The 24,711-nt window shown below is 55.4% G+C and carries 20 protein-coding genes and 1 tRNA gene; 6 read left to right on the top strand and 15 right to left on the bottom strand.

Translation table 11 applies throughout. From position 1 onward, the window contains the following. The first annotated feature begins 605 nt into the window (after positions 1-605). Positions 606-1,703 carry a nucleoid-associated protein gene (locus ATH90_RS00990; protein ID WP_098465538.1) on the top strand — a complete coding sequence of 366 codons (1,098 nt, stop codon included), beginning with the start codon at positions 606-608 and terminating at the stop codon, positions 1,701-1,703. Further along, positions 1,703-2,674 carry a GTP pyrophosphokinase gene (locus ATH90_RS00995; protein ID WP_098465539.1) on the top strand — a complete coding sequence of 324 codons (972 nt, stop codon included), beginning with the start codon at positions 1,703-1,705 and terminating at the stop codon, positions 2,672-2,674. Before ATH90_RS00990 ends, ATH90_RS00995 begins: the two co-directional genes overlap by 1 nt. A 206-nt stretch (positions 2,675-2,880) precedes the next feature. On the opposite strand, the gene ATH90_RS01000 is transcribed toward ATH90_RS00995, so the two are convergent. The 13 genes from ATH90_RS01000 to ATH90_RS01060 all read right to left on the bottom strand — a co-directional run bounded on the left by ATH90_RS01000 (position 2,881) and on the right by ATH90_RS01060 (position 15,052). Continuing rightward, positions 2,881-4,161 carry a hypothetical protein gene (locus tag ATH90_RS01000; RefSeq protein ID WP_211290110.1) on the bottom strand — a complete coding sequence of 427 codons (1,281 nt, stop codon included), beginning with the start codon at positions 4,159-4,161 and terminating at the stop codon, positions 2,881-2,883. Then, positions 4,139-4,438, bottom strand: a complete 300-nt coding sequence (locus ATH90_RS01005; protein WP_098465541.1) for a hypothetical protein — start codon at positions 4,436-4,438, stop codon at positions 4,139-4,141. Before ATH90_RS01005 ends, ATH90_RS01000 begins: the two co-directional genes overlap by 23 nt. A 620-nt stretch (positions 4,439-5,058) precedes the next feature. After that, complete coding sequence (locus tag ATH90_RS01015) at positions 5,059-5,742, bottom strand: hypothetical protein (RefSeq protein ID WP_098465543.1); 684 nt, start codon at positions 5,740-5,742, stop codon at positions 5,059-5,061. Between the two features lie 779 nt (positions 5,743-6,521). Then, a complete protein-coding gene (locus tag ATH90_RS01020) occupies positions 6,522-7,157 on the bottom strand; it encodes a hypothetical protein (protein ID WP_098465544.1) in 636 nt (211 codons plus the stop codon). Between the two features lie 71 nt (positions 7,158-7,228). Next, the gene (locus ATH90_RS01025; RefSeq protein WP_098465545.1) at positions 7,229-10,135 is read right to left on the bottom strand and encodes a DUF927 domain-containing protein; all 2,907 of its coding nucleotides are present in this window, start codon (positions 10,133-10,135) and stop codon (positions 7,229-7,231) included. Further along, on the bottom strand, positions 10,132-10,413 hold the full coding sequence (locus ATH90_RS01030; RefSeq protein WP_027606917.1) for a DUF3077 domain-containing protein: 282 nt from the start codon (positions 10,411-10,413) through the stop codon (positions 10,132-10,134). The genes ATH90_RS01025 and ATH90_RS01030 overlap by 4 nt, the downstream gene beginning before the upstream one ends. Next, positions 10,410-10,691 carry a hypothetical protein gene (locus ATH90_RS01035; RefSeq protein ID WP_098465546.1) on the bottom strand — a complete coding sequence of 94 codons (282 nt, stop codon included), beginning with the start codon at positions 10,689-10,691 and terminating at the stop codon, positions 10,410-10,412. The genes ATH90_RS01030 and ATH90_RS01035 overlap by 4 nt, the downstream gene beginning before the upstream one ends. A 530-nt stretch (positions 10,692-11,221) precedes the next feature. Then, the gene (locus ATH90_RS01040) at positions 11,222-11,527 is read right to left on the bottom strand and encodes a hypothetical protein (protein WP_098465547.1); all 306 of its coding nucleotides are present in this window, start codon (positions 11,525-11,527) and stop codon (positions 11,222-11,224) included. Continuing rightward, entirely contained in the window at positions 11,524-11,778 is a 255-nt protein-coding gene (locus ATH90_RS01045) for a helix-turn-helix transcriptional regulator (RefSeq protein WP_098467633.1), read from the bottom strand. Before ATH90_RS01045 ends, ATH90_RS01040 begins: the two co-directional genes overlap by 4 nt. Next, the gene (locus ATH90_RS28900) at positions 11,771-12,274 is read right to left on the bottom strand and encodes a MerR family transcriptional regulator (RefSeq protein ID WP_141537447.1); all 504 of its coding nucleotides are present in this window, start codon (positions 12,272-12,274) and stop codon (positions 11,771-11,773) included. The genes ATH90_RS01045 and ATH90_RS28900 overlap by 8 nt, the downstream gene beginning before the upstream one ends. 67 nt (positions 12,275-12,341) lie before the next feature. Next, positions 12,342-12,848: a hypothetical protein gene (locus ATH90_RS01050; RefSeq protein WP_141537448.1), complete on the bottom strand. Its 507-nt coding sequence runs from the start codon at positions 12,846-12,848 to the stop codon at positions 12,342-12,344. Between the two features lie 717 nt (positions 12,849-13,565). Continuing rightward, complete coding sequence (locus ATH90_RS01055; RefSeq protein ID WP_098465549.1) at positions 13,566-14,807, bottom strand: tyrosine-type recombinase/integrase; 1,242 nt, start codon at positions 14,805-14,807, stop codon at positions 13,566-13,568. Between the two features lie 168 nt (positions 14,808-14,975). Continuing rightward, a tRNA-Arg gene (locus ATH90_RS01060) sits at positions 14,976-15,052 on the bottom strand. A gap of 371 nt (positions 15,053-15,423) precedes the next feature. Between ATH90_RS01060 and gabD the strand changes: the two genes are divergently transcribed. From gabD to ATH90_RS01075, 3 genes are all read left to right on the top strand, one after another. Next, on the top strand, positions 15,424-16,866 hold the full coding sequence (gabD, locus tag ATH90_RS01065) for an NADP-dependent succinate-semialdehyde dehydrogenase (RefSeq protein WP_025855477.1): 1,443 nt from the start codon (positions 15,424-15,426) through the stop codon (positions 16,864-16,866). 185 nt (positions 16,867-17,051) lie between these two features. Next, a complete protein-coding gene (gene gabT, locus ATH90_RS01070) occupies positions 17,052-18,329 on the top strand; it encodes a 4-aminobutyrate--2-oxoglutarate transaminase (RefSeq protein WP_025855478.1) in 1,278 nt (425 codons plus the stop codon). Positions 18,330-18,468: 139 nt separating this feature from the next. Then, positions 18,469-19,677, top strand: coding sequence for an HDOD domain-containing protein (locus tag ATH90_RS01075; protein WP_098465550.1), 1,209 nt, complete (start codon positions 18,469-18,471; stop codon positions 19,675-19,677). A 351-nt stretch (positions 19,678-20,028) separates the two neighbouring features. Here ATH90_RS01075 and ATH90_RS01080 read toward each other — a convergent pair whose 3' ends face one another. After that, positions 20,029-21,030 carry a sensor domain-containing diguanylate cyclase gene (locus tag ATH90_RS01080; protein ID WP_034101864.1) on the bottom strand — a complete coding sequence of 334 codons (1,002 nt, stop codon included), beginning with the start codon at positions 21,028-21,030 and terminating at the stop codon, positions 20,029-20,031. Between the two features lie 188 nt (positions 21,031-21,218). After that, positions 21,219-22,403, bottom strand: a complete 1,185-nt coding sequence (gene desA, locus ATH90_RS01085) for a delta-9 fatty acid desaturase DesA (RefSeq protein ID WP_034101865.1) — start codon at positions 22,401-22,403, stop codon at positions 21,219-21,221. A 165-nt stretch (positions 22,404-22,568) separates the two neighbouring features. Here desA and dibA point away from each other — a divergent pair, with 165 nt between their 5' ends. Continuing rightward, complete coding sequence (dibA, locus tag ATH90_RS01090; RefSeq protein WP_034101866.1) at positions 22,569-24,482, top strand: phosphodiesterase DibA; 1,914 nt, start codon at positions 22,569-22,571, stop codon at positions 24,480-24,482. Positions 24,483-24,711: the final 229 nt, after the last annotated feature.

Here is a 24,711-nt window from a genome sequence, read left to right on the forward strand (position 1 = left end):
GAAGCTGAATTGAGATTAGCTCAAGCCTTTGCGACAGACAATGACTGGCCGAAACTGTGTCGAAATCAGGAGTAACTCTCTCTGGAAATGCAAGACTGAGCGCCGCCATGGGCTCGATTGGTCGTAGGGTAAACGTGCTTTTCGTCGCCTCAGCGCGCACATTGTATGTTATTCCACTGTACTGATGTACAGTATTTGGAGCGTCTGATCTGAAAGGGTCTGGCGAGAGGCTGGAGAGCGTCAAGGCTCTGACCAGCTCACAATGGTACGAAAAGAGCCTAATTAACCGGCAATCTCGGTATGAGCCCACAAGCGTGAAGAGGAACGACAAGCAGTGCTCACTCGGTGTCGGTATTGCCTGAGTGGGTATCCGAGGATGGCGTTTTGCCTTATCTTAGGTCACGACGCACGCTGCAAGTGGTTACGCCAAGGCCGATTGATCGTCCGGTCAGATCGTCAGTGACGACTGACGACAGAGGAACTAAGTAACGTTCCTCACATGGTTAGGCCCACGATTTAATGCAAATGGAAGTGTAGTCACCGGAGGCGTGCGTTAAGCAAATAATTTGCTACTTGACCACATAAAAGCAAAGGAGCGCAAAGTCATGACCGCAATTGAATCTCCGCAACTAGCAGCTTTCAGTTTCGAAGGTCTGTCTATTGAGAAAGTAATAATTCACAAAATCCACCCTCGATCAGGGTCGGATCTGGTGCCTCCGAAAACCAGCCAGAAGCTAAGCGTCTTTCCTCAAGAGGCGCTCGATACCCTCCAACTACGAATTCAGAAAGCGTTAGGTAACAAGTCACACGGCATAGAAATGAGTATTTCTCTTGAAGATGCTGACAGTTTCTTCCAAAAATCAGCAACGATGCTTTCATGTAGTGATCAGGATTTTATCCTGAAATCCCAAAGCCTTGCGCTTGACTTAAGCAAAGCGCAATTAAGCACAAACGCTCCAGGCGGAATGCTAGCTGTGATTCGAGGTAGAGTTGGAGACAAGGACAATCCTTTCCTCGCTGTAATAAAAGCAGACATACAAGATGGTTTTAGAGCAAACGAAGATGATGATAACGTTAATGTTGAATATATTTCTGAGTTGCTATTAACAGAGGCCCAGCGGCTGTACAAAATAGGTTTGATTTCTCCTGTGCTTAGTCGAGCGCCTGTTAATAATCTATATTCGCCTTCAGACTACAGAGCCTTTCTCTTTGATCACTTGATGACAGCTACAGAAACACGAAATGCTGCAGCATATTTTTACGGAAATTTCCTCGGCATGAGCATTCAAGCATCATCAAAAAAACTGACCCAGGATTTTTTTGAGCACACGAGAAGCTTTATTGATACTGCCCCGCTTTCAACCGATCAAAAACTCGATTTGCACGAAGCCCTTCGGTCTGATTTAAAAAGCCAAGCGGCAACTATAAGCGTTACTGACTTTTCCGAAAAAAACTTTCCAGTCGGCTTAAGAGAAAGCTACTCATCATTTATGGAGTCGAAAAGCTTTCCAAAAAACGCGGTAATCAAAGATAACGAATATATAAGCGCGAAACTTAAGCGTCGACGTAAATATGTTTTCACCAATGGGGTTTGGATTAGCACCCCGTCGGAAAGTGATGAAAACCTTTTGAAAATTGAATCGCTTGATGAGAAAGGCACTACAATAGTTACTATTAACAGTAGACTTGAAAGTCAAAAATAATGAGCGCTGAGTCATTTGTTGAGTACTTGGAAATAAACCGTTCTCCACTTGAAGCATGGGGGCGGTTTATTGCGAGCCGAGTTCAATCAAGCCTTATTGAATCGGGCCACTCGCCAGCGCTTATAAAAATCCCGGTATTGCCTAGGGTCAAAGACACCGCGTCGGCTGTAGGTAAAATCGGAAGAAAAGGTTATGACAACCCTATAGCACAAATGACAGATTTGGTTGGTATCCGATTTGTCGTACTCTTGACTGAAGATATACAGACCTTATGCAGTATAATTTCTAGCGAGCCCTCTTGGAAAGCAGAGGTCTCTAAAGATTTCCTTCTAGAGATTGAAAACAACACAAAAATTTTTGATTATCAATCAAAACACTACGAAATTCGGCCATTAGAAGAGTTTGTAGCTGATGATATTAAAATCAGTAAAGATCTATGCTGCGAGGTTCAGATCAGAACTTTGTTGCAACATGCTTATGCTGAAATGGTTCATGATAATATTTATAAGCCAAAAGGTGTTGTAACCACCTCCGCTGAGCGTCATGTAGCTAGAAGTATGGCACTCATTGAAACGACAGATGATTTATTTAGTCGTACCATTAAACTTCTTGCTGATGCAAATGCGCCTAGAACAGAATTCTCTAAAGACCTTGATAGTATGTTTAGAGAACGTGTGGGAGGGCAATATATTGCACCCGATATTAAAACCTCACTGCTAGTTATCGATGCATTCGGTGATGTTCTAGAGTCTGGGCTTTCAAGAGAAATAAATGAACTCCTTAAGTCTAAAAAATATATACCTCGGAAGATAAAAGAAAGAGCATCAGTCAAAGGCTTGTTTAGCAACAGTGTGATACTTTTTGTTTATTGGCTTGCGTTGAACACTGATAGCGTTACCCTCAAGGCTCGGTGGCCTCTACCCGGCGACTGGCGCTCGCTAAATCTTGTTATTTCGGATGTGAATTGTTAAGCCTGGATCTTGGGGCTTACCTACAGATGCCTCTTATACCTTTTTGCTAAGCCTAATAGGCTCGGTTCAGGTATAAATACAGTTTATTCAAAAAAACAAAGCGGATTTTATAATTGTCGTATTGGTTAGCGATAAAAGTCATAAAATATTTTTGAAGTTTATATAATGTAAGTTGTTGGCTTTGTGATAGGTCTGAGCTAGATTTTTTAAGGTAGCCATCCAGTTAAAATCAAAATTATCGTGCGTAGTTTGTCATTACTCATTGATAATTTTTCTTTGTTTTGAAAGTTCCTTTCGTCATCTAAGCGTTTCATTGCTTCCTTTCCGAGTTCTGTTACCCAACTATCTTTTCGCAGGCCATCACATAGGTGCATTGCACTGTCATATATTACGTCATAATGTCGCCTTTGATCTTCCATTAGCAATATTTCAAAAGCTGAAACTTTTTCTTTCAGATTTTCTATATTGACATCTTGCTCGCTAACTAGGGTTTTCTTATAAAGGAATATAAGGTGTTTGCGTAGGCAGTGGCCGCGCGCCTGAACTTTAGGAATAGTATCCATTGTCCAATCTGCTGGGCCGTCTGGAAGTGAAGGAAATCGCCTTAAGTATTCTAATGCTTGCATGTGGTAAAAACCAATATAAATGGCACGCAACACCTTAATTGAGTCTTGGCCTTTATTCTTAATGTCGCCTAGCGTAAGATCCGCAGCGATTAAGTCGCAGAATACTTCTTCAAAAGTTTGAGGATCGTTCAGGTAGGCTATCTGAGCATCATTGAACTGCTGATCACTTTTGTCTTGCGTTTGTATGTGGGTTATTACTTCATCAATGTTTTGGTTAAGGATTGCAGCTGAGGGAGCAATCCGTATGGCTTCTAAAATTTCCTCTATCGGGCGCTGCTTTAATTCAATTACATCGGCTATTAACTCGCATGCATGCTCGCGAACTTCCGGTAAAATTGTTTCATTTACAAAAATTCTGTGCCCAAACTCATGATATAGCAAAAAACTTTCGTGAACGTTTGTCAGGAACCATCTCCAATCCTCGTTCAACCCTTTTGATTCCAAATCTTTTCGGTGTGTGCTGTATATCGATGCACAATGTAAAGCATCTTCAAAGCGACCTACCTCAACAAGGCGCTCAGCGAGAACTTTGTGAAAGTAAGTTATCGAGGGTCGCCCGGTTTCAGCCTCAATGAATAGCCTGTTTAGCAAATTCATGGTTTGCCCCATGTATTGGTCATAAACTATCCAGGTTTTTCCAGAAAGAGTAATGAGTTCAACCCGTCGAGCAGCAGAGTATACTATCTTAAAGTTCGTCGGCAGATTGAAGTAGTCTGCCATTCTAGTTAGCTTTGAAATATTTTCCTCATATATTGACAAATTAACCCGACTCTCCATGTTTAGGCGGGTAGCGTTGATGAATCTATCAATGGTTAAGTTATTATTCATTTGCGTTGGCTTACTTGGGCGTTTCTGCGACATTTTTACTTGCCAATATTTTAAGTAGAGTTTTTTCGCTTACACCTCGAATTTCAATGCCATCTATTAAAACGCGCACATGTTTTTTAGCTTTGATTTGAGCTTCTATAATCTCAATAATTCCATCTATTACTAGAGGGGCTAATGTCATCACTACTGTGAATAACGATAATCCATCCATGCCCCGTCGCTCGGAGGAGAAACTATTTTCATCCCTGCCGATTTGCTCCAACTGGTTACAAGTAAGCTCGTCTGATACTTCAATTGCGATTTCGGCCATGTAGTTATCCTCAAAAAATTAGTATAGCCCAAGTAATTGCCTCGCACTTGTTCGGTGTCGATTTTCATTTCGAAACCATGGCTGTGCTTGGAACACCGGATTTTGGATGGGGGCGCAGACTCACTCATCCCGACACCCTCTACCTGGATCGCCTACAGCGGGTAAGGGGATAGTCACCGCTGCCCACATTACTCCATGGCACCTCAACAGTATCGATGAGCGCTAGCGCCGATTTGGGCGGGTGTCTTGGCCACCTACTTACCTTATACCCAAGCGGAAACGGAACCCCCCATAGCGACTTGAATCTGTAAAAACATCGGGGTTCGAATTACCCCGATCCGAATCACATCCCAAAGGACCCATGAGCAAGGCGGAGGTGCCGTGTTTGTCTGCTGGGTGATTGGACGGACTTGCTCACCCATTTGCATTCAACCTCACTAGTCATTTGCGTCGGATTTGACCAGCACGGGTTGTTGGCGTGATCGGCAGGCAACGACCCAAAGCCGTCGGCTCTAATTTCGAAATTGGCGAACCACTCGATTGCAGCCAGCACTTCGCCCAGTTGCTGGAACTTTGCCGCGGTTAGCCGGCGCTCCTGCTGGGTGATAAGTCTCGTCACCTCAACCCCCTCGCCAGTTATTCCGATGAACCTCGCGGCACCGATGCACCACTTGCTCTACCAGCGAATTGCGTGGTGTGGCGTGGATCCAACTATCCTCAAAAGGTGGAAGCGGCCCATCGGTCTCCAGCACCGCATTCAATTCCAACGAAAGCAGGATCAGCGTTTTGAATGCATTAGGGACCTGGACTTGTTCGAACTGTTCTCTTTGGGCATCCATCGCATCTATATGTGCATGCGTCCGGTCCCATTCTTTGGATTTGTGATGAACCAGGGCGTTGCGTGCCTTGACCAGAGCTCTTAGCCCATTGATGGCCGGGCCGTCCTCATGCAGGGAACGACCACAGACCAAACGTGGAATGACAAGCCATTTACCCACCACGTCCAGCTTGTCCAGATAGGTTTTTGCCAGGCGTTCCCCAAGCTGGAGGGTGGCAAATTCATATGCCGCAGCTTCGAGGGCCATGGCGGAAAAGACTATGGTTTTTATGCCTGCCACAATTTTTCTGGATTTCTGTCTGTCGTAGGCTGTCGCATCGCTAGGCCATTGTGGCCTAGGAACTGGATTGCCATTCTCGAACAGAAAACAGCCGAAGGCCTCCTCCGCAATTTCGGAGTAGGTGTCCACCATGGAATCGACGAGGACCCAGCTATCGCGAACTTCAAACGGTTTGGTCATGCCCATCCCAGCCTCTTAAAAAAGTGGTGATAACGTATTTTATCGCTAATAGATGGTGCCTTAGCCATGGCTAAGTTCAGGTCGCTTTTGGCCGTTCTCTGCCGATCTTGGTTTCCACGTATATTGGTCAAATCCGATGCAATTGCTGGTCAGAACGGCTGCAAGTGACTGATCGGGTCGAATCCAAACACGTGGTCAAGTGGAGCGCAATTTCGCAGGCTGCTGCGTTGGCGTCTGGGAGAGGACAGGAATGCGTGGGCGAACCCCTCTGCTGCTCGCTGAAGGCGCCTAATGCGAAGGGGTGATGGGGGTTAAAAACCGATACCCCTCAAAAAACGGTGTTCCAGGTGTTCCATGTGTTCCACTAAGGCTGGAAGCCACGAGTTACGTGGCTTGCAGAGTGGAACACCTTTTTATTTGAGCTGGAACACCCGGTGTTCCAGCGGAAAAAGGTGTTCCACGTTGATAGCCTGTTGATTCGGTCCCAGAGTCACGTCCTCAACGTTCGGCGCAGGTTGTGCCAGGAATGATTTGTGTGAGGACAGACGTAGTCGGTTCGGTCTGGTAAGTGTGTGGCAGCCCCTGCTGCTGCTCGCTGAAGACGCCCAATGCGACGGGATGATGGATGTAAAAAACCGATACCCCTCAAAAAACGGTGTTCCAGGTGTTCCACTAAAGCTGAAAGCCACGGATTACGTGGCTTTCAGGCTGGAACACCTTTTTATTTGAGGTGGAACACCGAGTGTTCCAGGGGAAAAAGGTGTTCCACGTTGATGCTGTGTCATTCAGTCCAACAGCAGTTCCTCAACTGTCGGTCTCGCTGGGCCTGTCCTGATTGTATGAGGGCCAACGTAGTCAAACCGGTCCTCCCGGTGAGTGGGAGGTAAGGGAATCCGAATGTCCTGCAAAGAGCCTTGCAGGCCCATGAGATACGCGACCTGCTGGTATCGTTTGGCTACTGCCACCAACTCATTCGCGCTGCTTCTTATTTGTTCCGCTCGTTTGTACAGGATTGCCCTCAAGAGCTCTTTGTGTGAGGTCTCCAGCGCTTGGTTACCCTGTTCAAGTCGTTGGTCGATCTCAGTGACTTCCTGTTCAAGTTTAGCGATGGCAGCAGTTCGAGCCAGGTGCTTGCCACGGTTTCTGTCCGATTCGCCAAGGATTGATTGCAGGGCTGTGTCTGCTTCGGCTTCAGCAACCGTATCGCCAGCAGCAATGGCCGCACTGTAGGCTTTGAGCGCCTTGTCATGCGCCGTTGCTTTTGCTTCCTTGTCCAGAGTGTCCTCAGCAACCAAGGCCGTTAACTTGTGGGCCAGCTGCTTCTTGGTTCTCTCCAGTTCTTGGAGCGTTTCACGTTGAGCTGCGTATTTGTTTTGAGCCGCTTTGATTTCGGGGGTTGAAATCGAGTTTCTGTTGGACATGGGGGTATCTCCATTTACATATGGTGCTGCGAAAGGCTTGCCGGAATGGCAGGCCGAAATGGGTGACTAATTTATGCGGCCTCGAAGGAGTGCCCGCTGTCATCCGCCATGAGTGCGGATGAATTGAAAACGTAGGCACGGGCTTTAGGCATGCCCGGCAGCCTTACCGATTGAGCCGCTTTGCCATCGCTGCCAGGCTCTAAAATGGCGCGGCTCAATAGCTCTTTGTTAACGGCGTTCAGGTTCATGCCTTTGAAGACTTCGGAACACCAAGCCTCGGGCAGTACGTAGTAGGTAGTGGTGGTGTGCAATGCATCACCCAGGCCATGCTCCAGCGTTTTACGAAAACCCAGGCGGTCAATGGTGCGAGGGCCGTGCTCATCGATCTTGGCGGCGGCGGATTCCCAGCGAGTGAAACGGCTCTCCCCAAAACGCTCGATCACTTGGCGAAGCCGCGCCACGATGGCATCACTCTCGAAGTTTCCGGCGCCGCCTCGCTCATTCAGCCAGGCATTGAGACAAACCTTTGCCGCCGTGGTCGCTCCACCCTCAGGCCAACCTGTTATTCCCAAGGCGGTGGCCAACTCCCCAGCGGCAGCGGCCAATCCAAAACGAGTGGCGGCACGTTGGGCCTGTCCGCTCGCTGATTTGGGTAGTGACGTCGAAACAAAGCGCTCAATGGTGTGGCGCAAAATGGTCGACCACCCCAGCATCTTTCCGGGCTCACACAGGGCCGACAGGAAGGCGGTTAGCGGGGTGCCGTAGTACTTGGTCACCCGCGCTTTTAGAGCGTCTGAAAGCGCAGCCGCGTCCTCAAAGCCGTTGAGGGCGTCGAACATTCCAAGCCCTTTGCTGGCATCGGCAGGCACTGCGAGCATGCGTACTTCCATGCCCGCTTTAAGATCCTTGTTGGCCTCTGCCATGTGCTGCGCCAACGTCTTTTCCCCGGTCGAGAGAAACAACAAACGCCATTCCTGAACGTTACGACCGGCCTGACCTCGATCATTGGCGCGTGCTTTGCCACTGCCATTGCCCAACATGTAAACCGTTTCGCCAATGATGCGTGGATCGCACATGCCGATTTCATCGAGAACCAATAAGCCGTCTGAGTGCGCGGCGGCGATGGACTCCAGGGCGTTGTCAGTCGAGCGCCAGGAGCGCACGCAACGGGGACTCCCGTAGACCGATGCGGCTACCTGCAAATGGGTGGTCTTCCCACCGGAGCTATCGCCGTAAAGGTGAAAGCCTCCCGACTCATGACCCAGCATGTGCAGTACTGGCCCCGCGAAAGCGGCAGATACGACGAACGTTAGGCGGTGGTTGCCAATGCATAGCGCTCCGATATGTCGCTGCCATTGTGCGAGCGTTCCTGCCTGACTGATGGGCGGAAGTTGAGCGCCCGCATCGTAGAAATGCAGCTGCTCTTTGCTGACACCAATCTGTTGCTCTGGGAGCAGATAGGCATCGTCATGCCACCCAAGTCGGTTAACCACTCGGGCGCGTTTGTCACTGTCATAGCTTTGCAGGTAGCCCTGCAAATCGTTGCGAGCATTACGCCCTGAGCGACTTCCCGCCAACCGCAAGCCCATGTCCACCAGCGGCCCCAATACCTCTTTGCCGAAGTCACCGGCCATGTTGCGAGCGGGGATGTTCCAGCGTTTTTTATCCCCATCGGGATCATCCAGCTCAACCAGTAAGCCCCAGTTATTGCCCTTTTCGTCTCGGGTGCGGGCAAGGATTTCCAGGCGAGAACACACTGGCCGGGATTCACCGTCATCGCCGGCATAGAACACGCCTTCGGATGTGAGCCGAAAGCCACCGGGCAGCGTATTGGTTTTGGATTTCCTAGCGGGTTGTTTGCTCGTCGGTTGCTTGGCTTTGGACGGCTTGGCGGGCGATGTTGAAAGTGCCAGAGAGAAAAGCTCTCCGGTGCGCTCCAGCTCGGCAAAGTGGGCGGGCGTCCAACCCTTTACCAGTGCATCGGCAGCATCATCGCCGTCCGCCCACAAACCGCCCTTGGCAAAGGTCGGTGCCTCTCCATTGAGGCCGGGTCGCTGACTGAACACCGCGAGCGCCAGAACGCGCACAGAGGCCGCTCCCAGCGTGCGCAGATGCTCTGCCAGCTCGTCCATGCACTTGAGCCCTGGCGCATCGTTATCAGGCCATAGCAGCACATCGCGCCCAATCAACGGACCAAAGTCAGACTTGCGCCAAGAGTTCGTTCCGTTGAGCCAGCAGGTGGCCACGTGCCCCGGCATAAGCAGTGCGGCTGCGTCGGCAGATTTTTCGCCCTCGGTAACGACGACTGGCGCCTCGGCGCGTTGCTTGAGGTGATCGAGGTGCAACAGCGGACGCGATTCCGGCAAACCCTGCCAGCGCCATTGGAGGACACCATTTTTGCCTTTGCACCAGGTCAGAGGTGCAAACACCTTACGCGAATTGCCGCTGTCATCTGGAGGCAGCTCAAAGCGATAGAGCACCATCAAAGGTTGGGCGTCAGCGTCTCGATAGACCCAAACTTTTGAGGGTGTTCCGTGCTGGCGATGCTTGACCAAAATTTTCGCCATGGCCTCATCAGGAATGGGGCGGATCGCCACCCAATCCGGTGTTTTGCTTGGCGCCGATTTCGCAGCTGTTGAGACGCTATTTGAGTCGTTGGTTACACCCAAAAAGTCGGCGAGTTTGTTGCACGCTTCGACCTCTGTTCCTCCGTCCAGATAACGGACCAAATCAATCAGGTCGCCGCCCTTGTCGCCGGTGGCAAAGTCCGCCCAGGTGCCCTTGGTCAAATTCACCTTGAACGATCCGGCGTGCTTGTCGGCGCGAGTTGGATTCGGCGCTGAATATTCCTTGCCGCCGTCTTCGCGTTTCCCGTTGGGTAGCCAGTGAGCCAATACTCGGTCAATCGCCTTAAGGGAGGCGGCTTTCACCTGGGCGAAGCTGGGGCGTTTGCGTGTTTTAGCGGGGCGCTCTGTCATTGGTCAGGCCTCGCAAGAAATAGCCCGTCCGTGACGTCATCGATGAGTGCTTTTGCCATCTCGCCCAGGTAATAGGAGGCCCAACTTAACCGCTCGCAGTTATCGGTCATGGCGGCGTCGAACGCGAATTGATTGGCGAAAAATTGCAGGTGTGATGCGACCTCTAAAGCCTCATCGATTGATATGCCTGGGTTGACGCGAAACAGCATCCGACCTTCTTTATTCACCTTGGTGAACTGGGTATGGCCTGGTGTTTTATGTTCGGCTGGCGAGGTCATTGGGCACCTCCATCACGAGGCATTTTGCGAGTGGAATCGTGGCCGTGTTCGGCCAGTGTTTTTATGAGAGCCAGTGCGCCGCGTACATCCCAAAGGGTGCCCGCCACTATCGCTGTTGGGAGCGGCGGTCTGCCCTCTATGAAGTGGTCCTCAAGCAACGCCAAGACCGAGTCGGCACGAATGATGATGCAGTTGATTGCATCGATTGGTATGCCTGCTTCGACGTCGCCGGAGACGGTCAAAAGCTCTTCTGGCAGAGCGAGGCATTTCGATTTCATTTCACACCCCCTGTAGCTTCCAGGGCGCGTGCTTTTTCCATGTGAGAGTTGTAACGGGCGAGGCGAGAACGGAGGCTGGAGTTTGCGTGTAGAGCGGCGCGAGCCATTGCCCGGTGGGCAGCAGCACGGATTTTGGACGGATTGAGGGCGTGCATGGTGGAGCTCCTTCTTAAGTAGAAGCTGCCACGAATCGCCGCTAAACGAATATGGGTGGCAGCTATGCACGGGTTAGCGGACCGGGTAAGAAGGAACCCGGCAGACCCGAAGGTCTCCCGTGCACAGCCGCCATAACGCAGGAGTGCGGGCACAAAAAAAGCGCCTGCAATCGAAATGGTGGCGCCTGTGCGCCTTCTTAAACTCGGGCCGCTAAACCCGGTCGCTGAATTTGCAGCGACGGCCAGAGCATAGCGCTCAGTTTTCCGACGTGCAACCACAAGCGAAGCTTGAAGATTTGCTGGGAGCGAAATACATTGATTGGGCATCTAGATTTACCTCCAACGCCCCCGGTTGCCGCCGGGGGCGTTTTCATTTCAGGCATGAAATTCCCAGCGCAGGTGAAGCAGCGGCAGATAGCCGCCCTCGATCATCGAGCGTGCATACTCGTAGGCAGCTGCTTTTTGGTCATCCTCGATAGCGACGAGGCTGAGTTTTTCTGTATGCATCGCGAGTACGCCCCAGTTGCCGTCAGGCCACGTCATGACGACGACAGCCCGGTCCAGGCTTTCATGCTTATTTCTAAACCGGATGAGGCGCTGCATGGCTGCTTGAGACAGGCCGATTTCCTGGAGGAGGGAGAATGGGTGCAATGTCGCCTTGTGAGCTACAGACGCTCTCATGCGGCCTCCTTGGCGCGCAGCGCGATGCGTGCTCGGACCCAGCTTTGAACCTCACTCAAAACCCAGGCTACCGGCGCTCCACGGGCGGTGCTTTCGCTGAGTTTTACGGGGAGAGGAAAACCGCTTTCGGGCTGGCACATCAGCTTATAAATCGTGGATCTGGCAAGACCGACGATGGCTGAGACTTCACCTATACGGATCAGCGTAGTGGCTGGATCAAGTTGAAAGGGGAGAGGGTTCCGGTCAGTCATGATCGTCCCCCTCTGGCCCAAATGAGGTCGCATCCAAAGACAGAATTTCATTCCTGGATTGGAATATCCACTGGACGACCTCGACAAGGCGATAACGGTATTGTCCTGCGATCCCTGTCGATGTGAGCGGCTTACCCCGGCGGCGCCAATCCGCAAGAGTTCCGTAGCCTATGCGCAGCGAATAACCGACCTGTCCCTCAGACAAAAAACCATGCGGGACACTCGCGAGCGGTTCTAAATCTCCGATGTTTTTGCTGCAACGGTACAACCAGCGCAATACCTCGGACCTTCGGTATTTGGGCCTGCCGTCGACGTTCGTCCAGTTGAGAGGTCTACCCTTGCGGCGCCATTCCGCAAGGGTTTCGGGGCAGATGCGCAGTGCGTAAGCGACTTGCCCGCCAGTCAAAAAGTCATGCGAGCCGTGGGTGACGTTTGTCCGCGCCTGGGTGGGAGCAGCGGTGTTTAGCGATTCTGATGGAGCGGCGTTTGCGTACATATCAATCTCCTGCGTATCCGTGATCGACAGGAGCGACTTTATTTTTCCAATTGGAACTGTGCTTAGCTCATTCCCATATATTTCTCATCCGCTCAAGAATCTCCCGACCGGCTTCACTCGCCTGCTCATCATCTGGGCCTGAACGCTTTTTCTTGGGAGCCCATACCTTGCCCTGAACCAGGATGTTCTGTATTTGCTTCATGCTGAGATTGTGTTTTTTCGAAAGAGTCGCCACCACCCGGGCGTGGATTTTTCCTGATCCCATATCGCGCACGTAGGCATCGCAAATACTTTTGTCTCGCGGGGCATTACCTAAACGTCTGACTCTCGCCGATTTATCGGAGCCTTTGCGTGAGACCGCTTTGCGATATTCTTGAGCTGTCTGTTGTTGAGGTGTTGCATTTTTTTCATCCGCTTCGGCTTTAACGGCATAGGTCTCGGCCTCTGCAATGTAACTCCGAGCGTCCCCCAAATAGGTTGCGAAAGACTCCCCAGTTTCACTTTCCTCGACCCTGAATTGCTCGCGATGGTTGTTGACCCTCTCGAGATAAGAGTCAGGGAAGACACGCGCCATTTTTATAGCTCGTTCATGGTCACCACGGTTTGCGTCACCCTCGACTAGGTCTATCCATTCCCAAAGCGTGAAGATTGCTCGACACGCGCGATCCATCGCTAGGGTTGCCACTAGCTGAGCATCAGATATTCCAGAGCTATCAAGGCGGCTAGTGCGTGTTGCAAACGCTAGCCCTAACGCAGGAAACCTGTTGAACGATTGTCGAATGTTGGACGACAGATGACATACCGCAGAAACTACCTTACGGGCACGTGGATCCCAGCCCTCGTCGCAAACGTAGAATTCTTTCCAGAACGATTGCCCTTTGCAGATCACATCAAATGCCTCCGCGAAGCGATCCTCAAATTCAGGGTACAAAGCGCGGGTCGTAAGCGTTGTGGGTGGGTCATAAGTATCCACATCCAGCGGGTGCCCAAGAAGATCCCTATAAGGCATCGGCCACCCCCACACCCCTGAGATAATTCAGTGAACGCGCGATCCATAAATTCCCCAAGAGCCTTAGTGCACGGGGCCTACAGCCGGATATGGCGGGTTTGAGGTGTTCCATTTGAGGCGCTTTATGGGTGGAACACCTTTTTTGTGTGGAACACCATGTGTTCCAGCTAAAACAAAAAGGTGTTCCACCGCTGGAGGCCACGAGGGACGTGGCTTTCAGCGTTTGTGGAACACCTGGAACACCTGGAACACCGTTTTTTGAGGGGGTACGGAAACGCATCATTATTCGACCCTGCCGAAATTCCCTTCGATCACGTTACCTTTCTCCAGTCGATCAAGGTAATCGGCATACCACTGCATCATTTTTGTTCGCTGAATTAAATACTGGGCTTTGTTGTAGACCCCGCGCACACCTGGCGTTTTATGACTGAGCTGGGCTTCAATATGGTCAGTATCAAACCCATGTTCATTCAGAGCGGTGCTAGCGATATGCCGGAATCCGTGGCCTGTCTGTCGACCCTGATAGCCGAGTCGGCGTAGAGCCATTAGAAATACCGTGTCGCTTCGAGGTTTGGTGCGGTCGCTTCTGCCAGGAAAGAGTAATGGGTAAGCGCCGGTCAGGACGTGCAGCTCTTTGAGGGCTTCAATGGACTGACGGCTGAGTGGTACTAAATGCTCGAGGCCTTTTTTACGGCCTTTGCGTTCCACTGGGATCGTCCAAAGTTTTTTATCTAAGTCGAACTCCTTCCATCTGGCTTCTCGCAACTCACTGGGACGTACGGCTATTAGGGCAAGGAGGCGTAGACCCAACTGTACATCTTTGGCGTGAGGGTATGAGCGAATGGCGCGGAGGAGAGCGGGCAACTCTTCAATGCTGACGTGGGCGAAATTCTCGACCTTGCCTGTAGATAAAAATTTATGCACCCCTTCAAGGGGGTTGTTTATTGCGCGACCTGTTACACGCGCCAGGTCATAAATCTCCTTGCAGTAGGCTCTGACCCGACTCAACTGCTCAAGGATGCCTTTTTGTTCCATCCCGCGTAGCAGCACCATCCACTCCATCGACAGAATGCTTGTGTATGGGCGATTGCCGAAGATGGGGAATACATGGAGCTCTAACGCTCCCAAAATCCGTTTAGCGGTGCCGGGATCCCAGGAGGTGAGTCGAGAGGCGTACCACTCGCGTGCAAGTGACTCGAACGTATTGTTACTGGCCGCTAGCTCAGCAGCCCGGCGAGCCTGTCTCGTCGCGATGGGGTTTTTGCCGTCGGCGGCATCACTGCGAAGCGAAGCAGCCTTCTGACGTGCTAGTGAACCACTTACCTCGGGATAGCCCCCCAAGCCTAGCCAGCTCCATTTGCCGGCTGGCGTTTTATAGCGCAGTTGCCAGGACTTTTGACCGTCGGGTTTCACGCGGAAATACAGACCGTTGCCGTCCTGCTCCCGGTATTCCTTGGTGTCAGGCTCCAGCCCCGCTAAAACCGTGTCTGACAATGGACGACGCTTGATTTCAGAGCGCTTCATGGGTCTGTATCCCCTGAGTTCTATTTTTATCCAAGGATACACAGTGGGATACACGGTGGGAAGATATAGGGGTAGACAGAGGTGAACAGCCAGAAACAAGAAAGCCCGCACGGGGCGGGCTTCTTGGGGTGTTTCGTAGACTGTCTGAGACAGCCAGAAACTAGTATGTGGTGCACCCGGCGGGATTCGAACCCACGACCCCTGCCTTCGGAGGGCAGTACTCTATCCAGCTGAGCTACGGATGCTTGTGCGGGCGACATCATACCCATGTCGACCTTGGGCGTCCATGCTGGTCTTTGGGCGTTCACGCGTAGGAATCTGCTGCTTAGAGGCCCTGCGCCTGGGGCCGGTGATCGGGGTGCTGGAACCTGGCCTAAATACGTTGATCAGAAAGTTTCGGCAAATGCGCCGTTTTCGTTCTTTTTTTCGAACAGACTATTGCCCTGTACCCCCATTGATCCTAGGATTCGTTTGAGATTTCAAACGCTCTGTCTCCCGTGCGCTGTTCACTCAATGCCGCGCGCTGGGGCTGATTTCCCTGACGGCAGCCCACAAGGCGCCTTTCAACAACTCTAATTCGCTCCGCGTGCGCGCGGTGCTGTTAAGGAAAGCCGACATGCAGCTCAAAGATACCCAGTTGTTCCGCCAGCAAGCCTTTATCGATGGCGCTTGGGTCGATGCGGACAACGGTCAGACCATCAAGGTCAACAACCCTGCCACGGGTGAGATTCTGGGCACTGTGCCGAAGATGGGCGCTGCCGAAACCCGCCGCGCCATCGAAGCGGCCGACAAGGCCCTGCCGGCCTGGCGTGCGCTGACGGCCAAGGAGCGCGCCAACAAGCTGCGCCGTTGGTTCGAGCTGCTGATCGAAAACCAGGAAGACCTCGGTCGCCTGATGACCCTCGAGCAAGGCAAGCCGCTGGCCGAAGCCAAGGGCGAGATCGTGTATGCCGCGTCCTTTATCGAGTGGTTCGCCGAAGAAGCCAAGCGCATCTACGGCGACGTGATCCCTGGCCACCAGCCCGACAAGCGCCTGATCGTGATCAAGCAGCCGATCGGTGTGACCGCCGCGATTACCCCGTGGAACTTCCCGGCCGCGATGATCACCCGTAAAGCCGGCCCGGCCCTGGCCGCTGGTTGCACCATGGTGATCAAGCCGGCTTCGCAAACCCCGTTCTCGGCCCTGGCGCTGGTTGAGCTGGCGCACCGCGCCGGCATCCCCAAAGGCGTGCTGAGCGTGGTGACCGGCAGCGCTGGCGATATCGGCGGCGAGCTGACCAGCAACCCGATCGTGCGCAAGTTGTCCTTCACCGGCTCTACCGAAATCGGTCGCCAACTGATGGCCGAGTGCGCCAAGGACATCAAGAAAGTCTCGCTGGAACTGGGCGGTAACGCGCCGTTCATCGTGTTCGACGACGCGGACCTGGATAAGGCCGTCGAAGGCGCGATCATCTCCAAGTACCGCAACAACGGCCAGACCTGCGTCTGCGCCAACCGCCTGTACATCCAGGATTCGGTGTACGACGCGTTCGCGGAAAAACTCAAAGTGGCGGTGGCCAAGCTCAAGATCGGCAACGGCCTGGAAGAAGGCACCACTACGGGCCCGTTGATCGACGAAAAAGCCGTGGCCAAGGTCCAGGAGCACATTGCTGATGCGTTGAGCAAAGGCGCCAAGCTGTTGGCCGGAGGCAAGGTGATGGAAGGCAACTTCTTCGAACCAACCATCCTGGTCGACGTGCCGAAGGACGCCGCCGTGGCGAAGGAAGAAACCTTCGGCCCATTGGCACCGCTGTTCCGCTTCAAAGATGAAGCCGAAGTGATCGCGATGTCCAACGACACCGAGTTCGGCCTGGCGTCCTACTTCTATGCCCGTGACCTGGGCCGTGTGTTCCGCGTGGCGGAAGCCCTCGAATACGGTATGGTCGGCGTCAACACCGGGTTGATCTCCAACGAAGTGGCGCCGTTCGGCGGCATCAAGGCCTCGGGCCTGGGCCGTGAAGGCTCCAAGTACGGGATCGAGGATTACCTGGAAATCAAATACCTCTGCCTGGGCATCTAACCCGTCCGGCAAGGCATTGCAGCAAACGCAAAGGGCACGAGAGCGCTGACCCTTTGCGTGTTTCAAAACGTTATTCGTAGTGGCCGGGAAAGCTGTGGCAGTCGATCATCGCATGCTGCCGTAGTTGCCTCCCCGCCACGTATTCCTTGGACCACGCCACACGATGAGTGGCGAATGAGGACTTTATGAGCAAGACCAACGCATCCCTGATGAAACGCCGCGAAGCCGCTGTACCGCGCGGTGTTGGCCAGATTCACCCGATCTTCGCCGAATCCGCGAAGAACGCCACCGTGACCGACGTTGAAGGTCGCGAGTTCATCGACTTCGCCGGCGGTATTGCCGTGCTGAACACCGGCCACGTGCACCCGAAAATCATCGCCGCCGTCACCGAGCAGTTGAACAAGCTGACCCACACTTGCTTCCAGGTCCTGGCCTACGAGCCCTACGTGGAACTGTGCGAGAAAGTGAACGCCAAGGTTCCAGGTGATTTCGCCAAGAAAACCCTGCTGGTCACCACCGGTTCCGAAGCCGTTGAGAACGCCGTGAAAATCGCCCGTGCCGCCACTGGCCGTGCCGGCGTCATCGCGTTTACCGGTGCCTACCACGGCCGCACCATGATGACCCTGGGCCTCACCGGTAAAGTCGTGCCTTACTCGGCCGGCATGGGCCTGATGCCAGGCGGCGTGTTCCGTGCGCTGTACCCGAACGAACTGCACGGTGTGAGCGTTGACGACTCCATCGCCAGCATCGAACGCATCTTCAAGAACGATGCCGAGCCCCGTGATATCGCGGCGATCATCATCGAGCCAGTCCAGGGCGAAGGCGGTTTCTACGTCGCGCCTAAAGCTTTCATGAAGCGCCTGCGCGAGCTGTGCGACAAGCACGGCATCCTGCTGATCGCCGACGAAGTGCAAACCGGTGCCGGCCGTACCGGTACCTTCTTTGCCATGGAACAGATGGGCGTTGCCGCCGACCTGACCACCTTCGCCAAATCCATCGCTGGTGGCTTCCCCCTGGCCGGTGTGTGTGGCAAGGCGGAATACATGGACGCCATCGCTCCAGGCGGCTTGGGCGGCACCTACGCCGGTAGCCCGATCGCTTGCGCGGCCGCGCTGGCGGTCATGGAGGTGTTCGAAGAAGAGCACCTGCTGGACCGCTGCAAAGCCGTCGGCGAGCGTCTGGTGACCGGTCTGAAAGCCATCCAGGCCAAGTACCCGGTGATCGGCGAAGTGCGTGCCTTGGGCGCGATGATTGCGGTCGAGCTGTTCGAAGATGGCGACAGCCACAAGCCGAACGCCGCTGCCGTTGCCTCCGTGGTCGCCAAGGCGCGCGACAAGGGCCTGATCCTGCTGTCCTGCGGCACCTACGGCAACGTCTTGCGCGTACTGGTCCCGCTGACCTCGCCGGACGAGCAGTTGGACAAAGGCCTGGCGATCATCGAAGAGTGCTTCTCCGAGCTGTAACCGGAAGCTGACCTGGTCGACAGAAAAAACCCGCTTCGGCGGGTTTTTTTATGCCGATTGCCGCCTATTCAGGCCGTGTTCATTGTACGTAGGCGCCTTCATTGTCTAAGGTTGCAGCATTGCCGATGGAGCGTGCTGGATGACTGCTGTTGATTTACCTGCTGTACCCCGCGTGTTGATTGCCGAGGCGGACCCTTGGTCGCGGGACCTGCTCAAGCACGTGTTGTTGAATGTGCGCTGCGATGCGCGGCTGGATGTGTGTGCCGACGGGCAGCACGCCGCCACGTTGCTGCGGGAAAAGACCTATGACCTGATCCTGGCGGATTGGGAACTGCCGGGCATCGACGGCCTGAGCCTGCTGCGCAGCGTGCGCCAGAAGCGTCGCTCGCCCGCGCTGCCCTTCATTCTGCTCAGCAGCCGCAATGACAGCGCCAGCGTGCACGAAGCCTTGCCCCTGGCACCCACGGCCTACCTGAGCAAACCCCTGAACATGGAAGGCCTGACACAGCGTCTGCAAGACCTGTTGCTCAACGAAGGCGAAAACGTCTACTGCGAGATCCCACCCCTGGCGCCCGGCATGACCTTGCCGGTGTTCCTGGAGCGCCGCCGCGAAGCCTCGGATGGCGCGCCATTGCGCGTGGATGTGAAAGCCGCCGTGCAACACAGCCTTGGGCCTGATGGCCTGGACCTCAAGCATCTGGAAGACCAGGTGCGCATGGACCCCCAAATCACTGCCGTGTTGATCGCCGCCGCCAACAGCGCCGGCCATCACGGCACTCCGGTGCAAACCCTGCCCGCCGCCCTGCATAAGCTGGTGCCGGGGCAAAGCATGAACCTGATCCTGGGCTTGGCACTCAAGCACAACGTCGTACTCGGTGACCCGGCGCTGGTGGCCTACGCCGAGCGCCACTGGCAATTGTCCCTGGACACGGCCGACTACGCCCAACGCCTGGCGCGCATGCTGGAACTGGACGATGAGCGCTGCTACAGCGCCGGTATCCTCCATCGGTTGGGCGACCTGGCGCTGCTGCGTTGCCTGGAAGACTGGCGCCAGGGCGGTGGTGCGTTGGATGACGAAACGATTGGTGAGTCGCTGTACACCTTTGGCGCCGCCTATGGCTCGGCGCTGCGGGCGCGTTGGCGTTTGCCGTTGGAACTGCGGCAGTTGATTGCGGCGACCTATTCCCTGGAGGGTGGGGTGTATGGCCTCGATGCGCTGGTGATGAACCTCGCGGCGCAGATGGCGCGCTTGACCGAGCACGAAGGGCTGGAAGCGCTGGCGGCGGGCAAGACGGCGCGATTGCTCAAGGTCGGCTTGTCGGAACTCACACGGGTGCGCAAGGCCTAGAGCGTCCCGCACCCCAATGTGGGAGCGGGCTTGCCCGCGAAAGCGCCGTGTCAGTCGCCACATGTGTCACTGAGCCCCGCCTTCACACGGGTGCGCAAGGCCCAGAGCGCCACGCACTCCAATGTGGGAGCGGGCTTGCCCGCGAAAGCGTCGTGTCAGTCGACATATGTGTCACTGAGCCCCGCCTTCACACGGGTACGCAAGGCCCAGAGCGCCACGCCCCCCAATGTGGGAGCGGGCTTGCCCGCGAAAGCGTCGTGTCAGTCGCCACATGTGTCACTGAGCCACCGCCTTCGCGGGCAAGCCCGCTCCCACATTGGTGTTTACTGTTGCAGATGAAGGTGTTCGGGTTCAGCCCGCGATGACGCGGTTCTTGCCCAGGCGCTTGGCCTCGTACATGGCCGCATCGGCGCGGGCGAACAGGCTGTCCAGGGTTGAGTCTGCCTCGGTGAGGCTGGCCAGGCCCTGGCTGATGGTCACGCTGAAGGCCTGGCCTTCGTAGCTGAAACTCAGCTCCTGGATCTCTTTGCCCAATCGCTCGGCCACCTGCAACGCCATCTCTGGCGCGCAGCCGGGCAGCACCGCGGCGAATTCTTCGCCCCCAATACGCCCGAACAGGTCACCCCGGCGTAACACCCCGCGGCCGCTCTCGGCGATGCGTCGCAGCACCTGATCGCCCTCCAGGTGGCCGTAGGTGTCGTTGACGTCCTTGAAATCATCGATGTCCAGCAACAGGAAGGACAGCGGCGCGCCTTGGGCGCAGGCGCTGTCGAACGCCTGGTTGGCGCATTCGAAGAAGTGCCGGCGGTTGCTGCTCTGGGTCAGCACGTCGGTGGTCGCGAGACGGTGCAGCTCCAGTTCCATCTGTTTCTTTTCGGTGATGTCTTCGGCCATGCCCACCACGATCAGCGGCTCGCCTGGTTCGACCTGCTGGTTGATATAGCACTTGTCGCTCAACCAGCGAATCTGCCCGTCTGCGGTGATGATGCGGTATTCGCGATCTTCCACGGCGGTCTGTTCCAGCACGCGGGCCAGGCTGTGCTCGGCATAGTCGAGGTCTTCGGGGTGAATGCTGTTGCGCCACTCCCGGTAGTCCGCCAGCAGCAGGGCGGAGGAGCGGCCGAACACCCGCTCGTAGGCCGGGCTTACGTACAGCACGCGGCGGGTTTCCCAGTCGATGGCCCACAGCACGGCGTTCACGCTGACCAGCATTGAGCTCAGCAGCTGCTCACGCTCGCTCAGTCGCTCGACTTCGCCCTGGGCATGCATCAACGCCAGCAGGGTCGCCGCCGCTGCTGGGCGGGGATGCTCAGCAATGGGGGCGTCGATTAAGGAGGACTTTTCGTGAACCATCGGCACAACTCTCTCTGGGCGCGCCGCTCATTGGAGCAGCGGTCACTACAAGGGGCCACCATGATGGCGAAGTGTTCATTGAGAGAGGCGAATTGCAGTGAAGTTCCGTCAACAGGACCGATTGCCGGTGACCGAGAAATGACGCCAAAAAGCTGATAGGCGGGAGGGGAACCCCTCCCGCCGCACTGTCAGACGGCTGCAGGACGCAGCGAATAGGTCTTCAGTTGGTGAGCAAAATCCCTCAGGGATTGGATGCCGCTGGCCTCGGCTTCGTGCACCCATTCCTTGATGGCCGCCAACATGTCGTGCCCGTTGGAGCTGGTCTTGAGCCAGATCTGCTGCAGCGCCAGGCGCTTTTCATAGATCACTTTAAGGGCGTGGCTGTGTTCCAGCATGCTCTGGATACGCACGTGGTGGCGGTCATCCAGCAAGCTGGTTTCCCGCGACAACAGGCGCTTGGCACGGTGGAATTGGTGGCGAACCGAGTGATCGACCTTTTCCAGCTCCTGCTTGACCAGCGGGCCGATTACCAACTTGCGGTACTGGGCCATGATCTGGAAGCGGTTGTTGAGGATCGCCATGGCAGTGTCCATGTCCAGGTGGCCCTTGCCTTCCACGCGGTGGGCGATCGGCGCGACGCGCTGGACCTTGGCCAGGCGCAGGAAACTGAACACCTTGATCCATGCCCAGCCCAGGTCGAACTCCCACTTCTTCACCGACAGTTTGGCGGAGTTGGGGTAGGTGTGGTGGTTGTTATGCAGCTCTTCGCCGCCGACGATGATGCCCCACGGCACGAGGTTGGTCGCTGCGTCACGGCATTCGAAGTTGCGATAGCCCACGGCATGCCCCAGGCCGTTGATTACGCCGGCCGCCCAGAACGGAATCCACATCATCTGGATCGCCCAGATGGTGATGCCGATGGTGCCGAACAGCATCAGGTCGATCACGCCCATGATCGCCACGCCCAACAGCGGGTAGGGGGTGTAGAGCTTGCGCTCGATCCAGTCGTCCGGGCAGTTCTTGCCGTAGATGCGCAGGGTCTCGGGGTTTTCGGCCTCGGCGCGGTACAGCTCGGCGCCTTTGCGCAGGACAGTGGACAGGCCCTTGATGACCGGGCTGTGCGGGTCGTCGACGGTTTCGCACTTGGCGTGATGCTTGCGGTGGATAGCGGTCCACTCGCGGGTGTTCTGCGCCGTGGTCAGCCACAGCCAGAAGCGGAAGAAGTGTTTCAGGCCGGCATTGAGCTCCAGGGAGCGATGGGCTGAATAGCGGTGCAGATAGACCGTGACCGCAACAATGGTCACGTGGGTCATCAACAGAGTGACTGCCACCAGTTGCCAGGCTGACAAGTCAAGAAAACCGTTGTACCACATAGGCTGTATGGCCCTCAGATAAAGAAAAGAACAGCTCACGCATTATCACTAAGCCTACACAGAAAACCAGCCACGCTTTCAGATAGGAGTGACTGGATGTTTCTTATTCTATAATCCGCAGCCTTTGTAGGGCGATTCTGTTTTTGGGTAAGGATTACTGACCATATGCTGTTTTCATACCGAGGTGCCCTGCGTGTGGGGCTGGTATACCTGCTGGTTTCCGTTCTGTGGATAGGCCTGACTCAGCGGTTATTGATCGAGTTTCTCGATAACCCGAGTGACCTGAACCACTGGCTGCAGGTGCGCGGCTACGTGTGGGTGGCCCTCAGTGCTCTGGCGATTTACCTGCTATGTGCACGGTTTGCGCGCGCCCACCAGCTGCAGCAGCCCCTGGAGGAAAACCGCGAACGCCTGCGCCAGGCCGCCGCCGTGTTCGATTGCACCCGCGAAGGCGTGCTGGTCACCGATGCCCGGGGACTGATCGTCCACGTCAATCGCGCATTCATGGAGATCACCGGCTATCGGCGCGAAGACGTCATGGGCCAGCAGCCCAGCCTGTTCAAGTCCGGTCGCCATTCGTCGAATTTCTACCAGCAGATGTTCCAGAGCCTGGAGCGCACGGGCGAATGGAGTGGTGAAATCTGGAACCGCCGCAAAAGCGGCGAGATTTATCCACAGTGGCAAACCATTCGTGTGATTCACGATGACCACGGCAAGGTCAGCCATTACGTCGCGGTGTTTTCCGATATCAGCGCCATCAAGGACTCCGAGCACGAACTGGCGCACCTCGCGCATCACGACCCGTTGACCGACTTGCCCAACCGCCTGCTGTTCACTGACCGCGCCGAGCAGGCGCTGGCCTCGGCGCAGATCCATAAGCGCGGTTGCGCCCTGCTGTTGCTGGACCTGGACCACTTCAAGATCATCAACGACAGCCTGGGCCATAACGTCGGCGACCAGTTGCTCAAACTGGTCGGCGAGCGGCTCCAGGCGCTGTTTGGCCCCGGCGTGACCCTGGCGCGCCTGGGTGGCGATGAATTCGCCGTGCTGGCGGAAAGTTGTCCACAGGTGGCGCAAGCGGCCGGCTTGGCGCAACGCATGCTGGATGCGATGAAACAACCATTCATCTTTGACGGCCATCAGCTGTTTATCAGTGCCAGTATCGGTATCAGCCTCTTCCCCAACGACGCGCTCAGCGCCGAACAGTTGCTGCGCAACGCCGATTCCGCGCTGTTCAAGGCCAAGAGCGCTGGCCGCGAAAGCTACGCCTTGTACACCGAAGAACTGACTGCCCATGCACAGAACCGTGTGGAAATCGCCAGCGAGCTGCGCCGCGCCCTTGAGCAGCAAGAGCTGTGCGTCTACTACCAGCCGGTGCACGACCTCAACGGCAGCCGCCTGATCGGCGTCGAAGCGCTGGTGCGCTGGCAGCACCCGGAGCGAGGCCTGGTGCCGCCTGGTGAATTTATCCCGATTGCCGAGCGCACCGGGCTGATTGCCGACATCGACGCCTGGGTGATGGACCAGGCTTGCCGGCAGATGTGCGACTGGCTGGGGCAGGGCGCACCGTTGGGTTTTATCGCGATCAACGTGTCCAGCCGCCTGTTTGCCCGGCGCGAACTGTACGAACAGGTTGCCCAGGTCTTGCACCAGACCGGTCTGGACCCGGCCTTCCTGGAATTGGAAGTCACCGAAAGCGCAGTGATGGATGACCCGGAAGTGGCGCTGGAGCAACTGCACCGCCTGCGCGAACTGGGCCTGCGGCTGGCCATCGATGATTTTGGCACCGGTTATTCGTCGCTGTTGCGCCTCAAGCGCCTGCCGGTGCAGAAGCTCAAGATCGACCAAGGCTTTGTCGCCGGGTTGCCCTGGGATGAAGATGACGCCGCCATCGTGCGCGTGGTGATCGCCCTGGCCAAAAGCATGGGCATGCAGGTGCATGCCGAAGGGATCGAGCAGGTGGAGCAGGCGCGGTTCCTGCTCGACCAGCAGTGCGACATGGGGCAGGGGTATTGGTTTGGCCGGCCAGTGCCGGCGGGCGAGATCGATTGGTCGCGAGCACCCGCCATTCGAGGGTGAAATGCGGCCAGCAGGGGGGCGCGGGCGTGCTCGCCAATGCGGTGTTCCGGTAGGCGACGCGATGACCGAACGAGCGCTTTCGCGAGCCCGCCCGCTCCCACATCGGGAGCTGCTCAAGGCTTTATTTCATCACCCAAACACGAAAAACGTCCGCAACCCCACGCCGCACCAGAAAATTCTTTCTGGTTATATAAACATTCTTAAATAGTATTTTTAAGAATATCCGCGC

This window comes from Pseudomonas lurida, assembly GCF_002563895.1.
GTDB classification, from domain to species: Bacteria; Pseudomonadota; Gammaproteobacteria; order Pseudomonadales; family Pseudomonadaceae; genus Aquipseudomonas; species Aquipseudomonas lurida.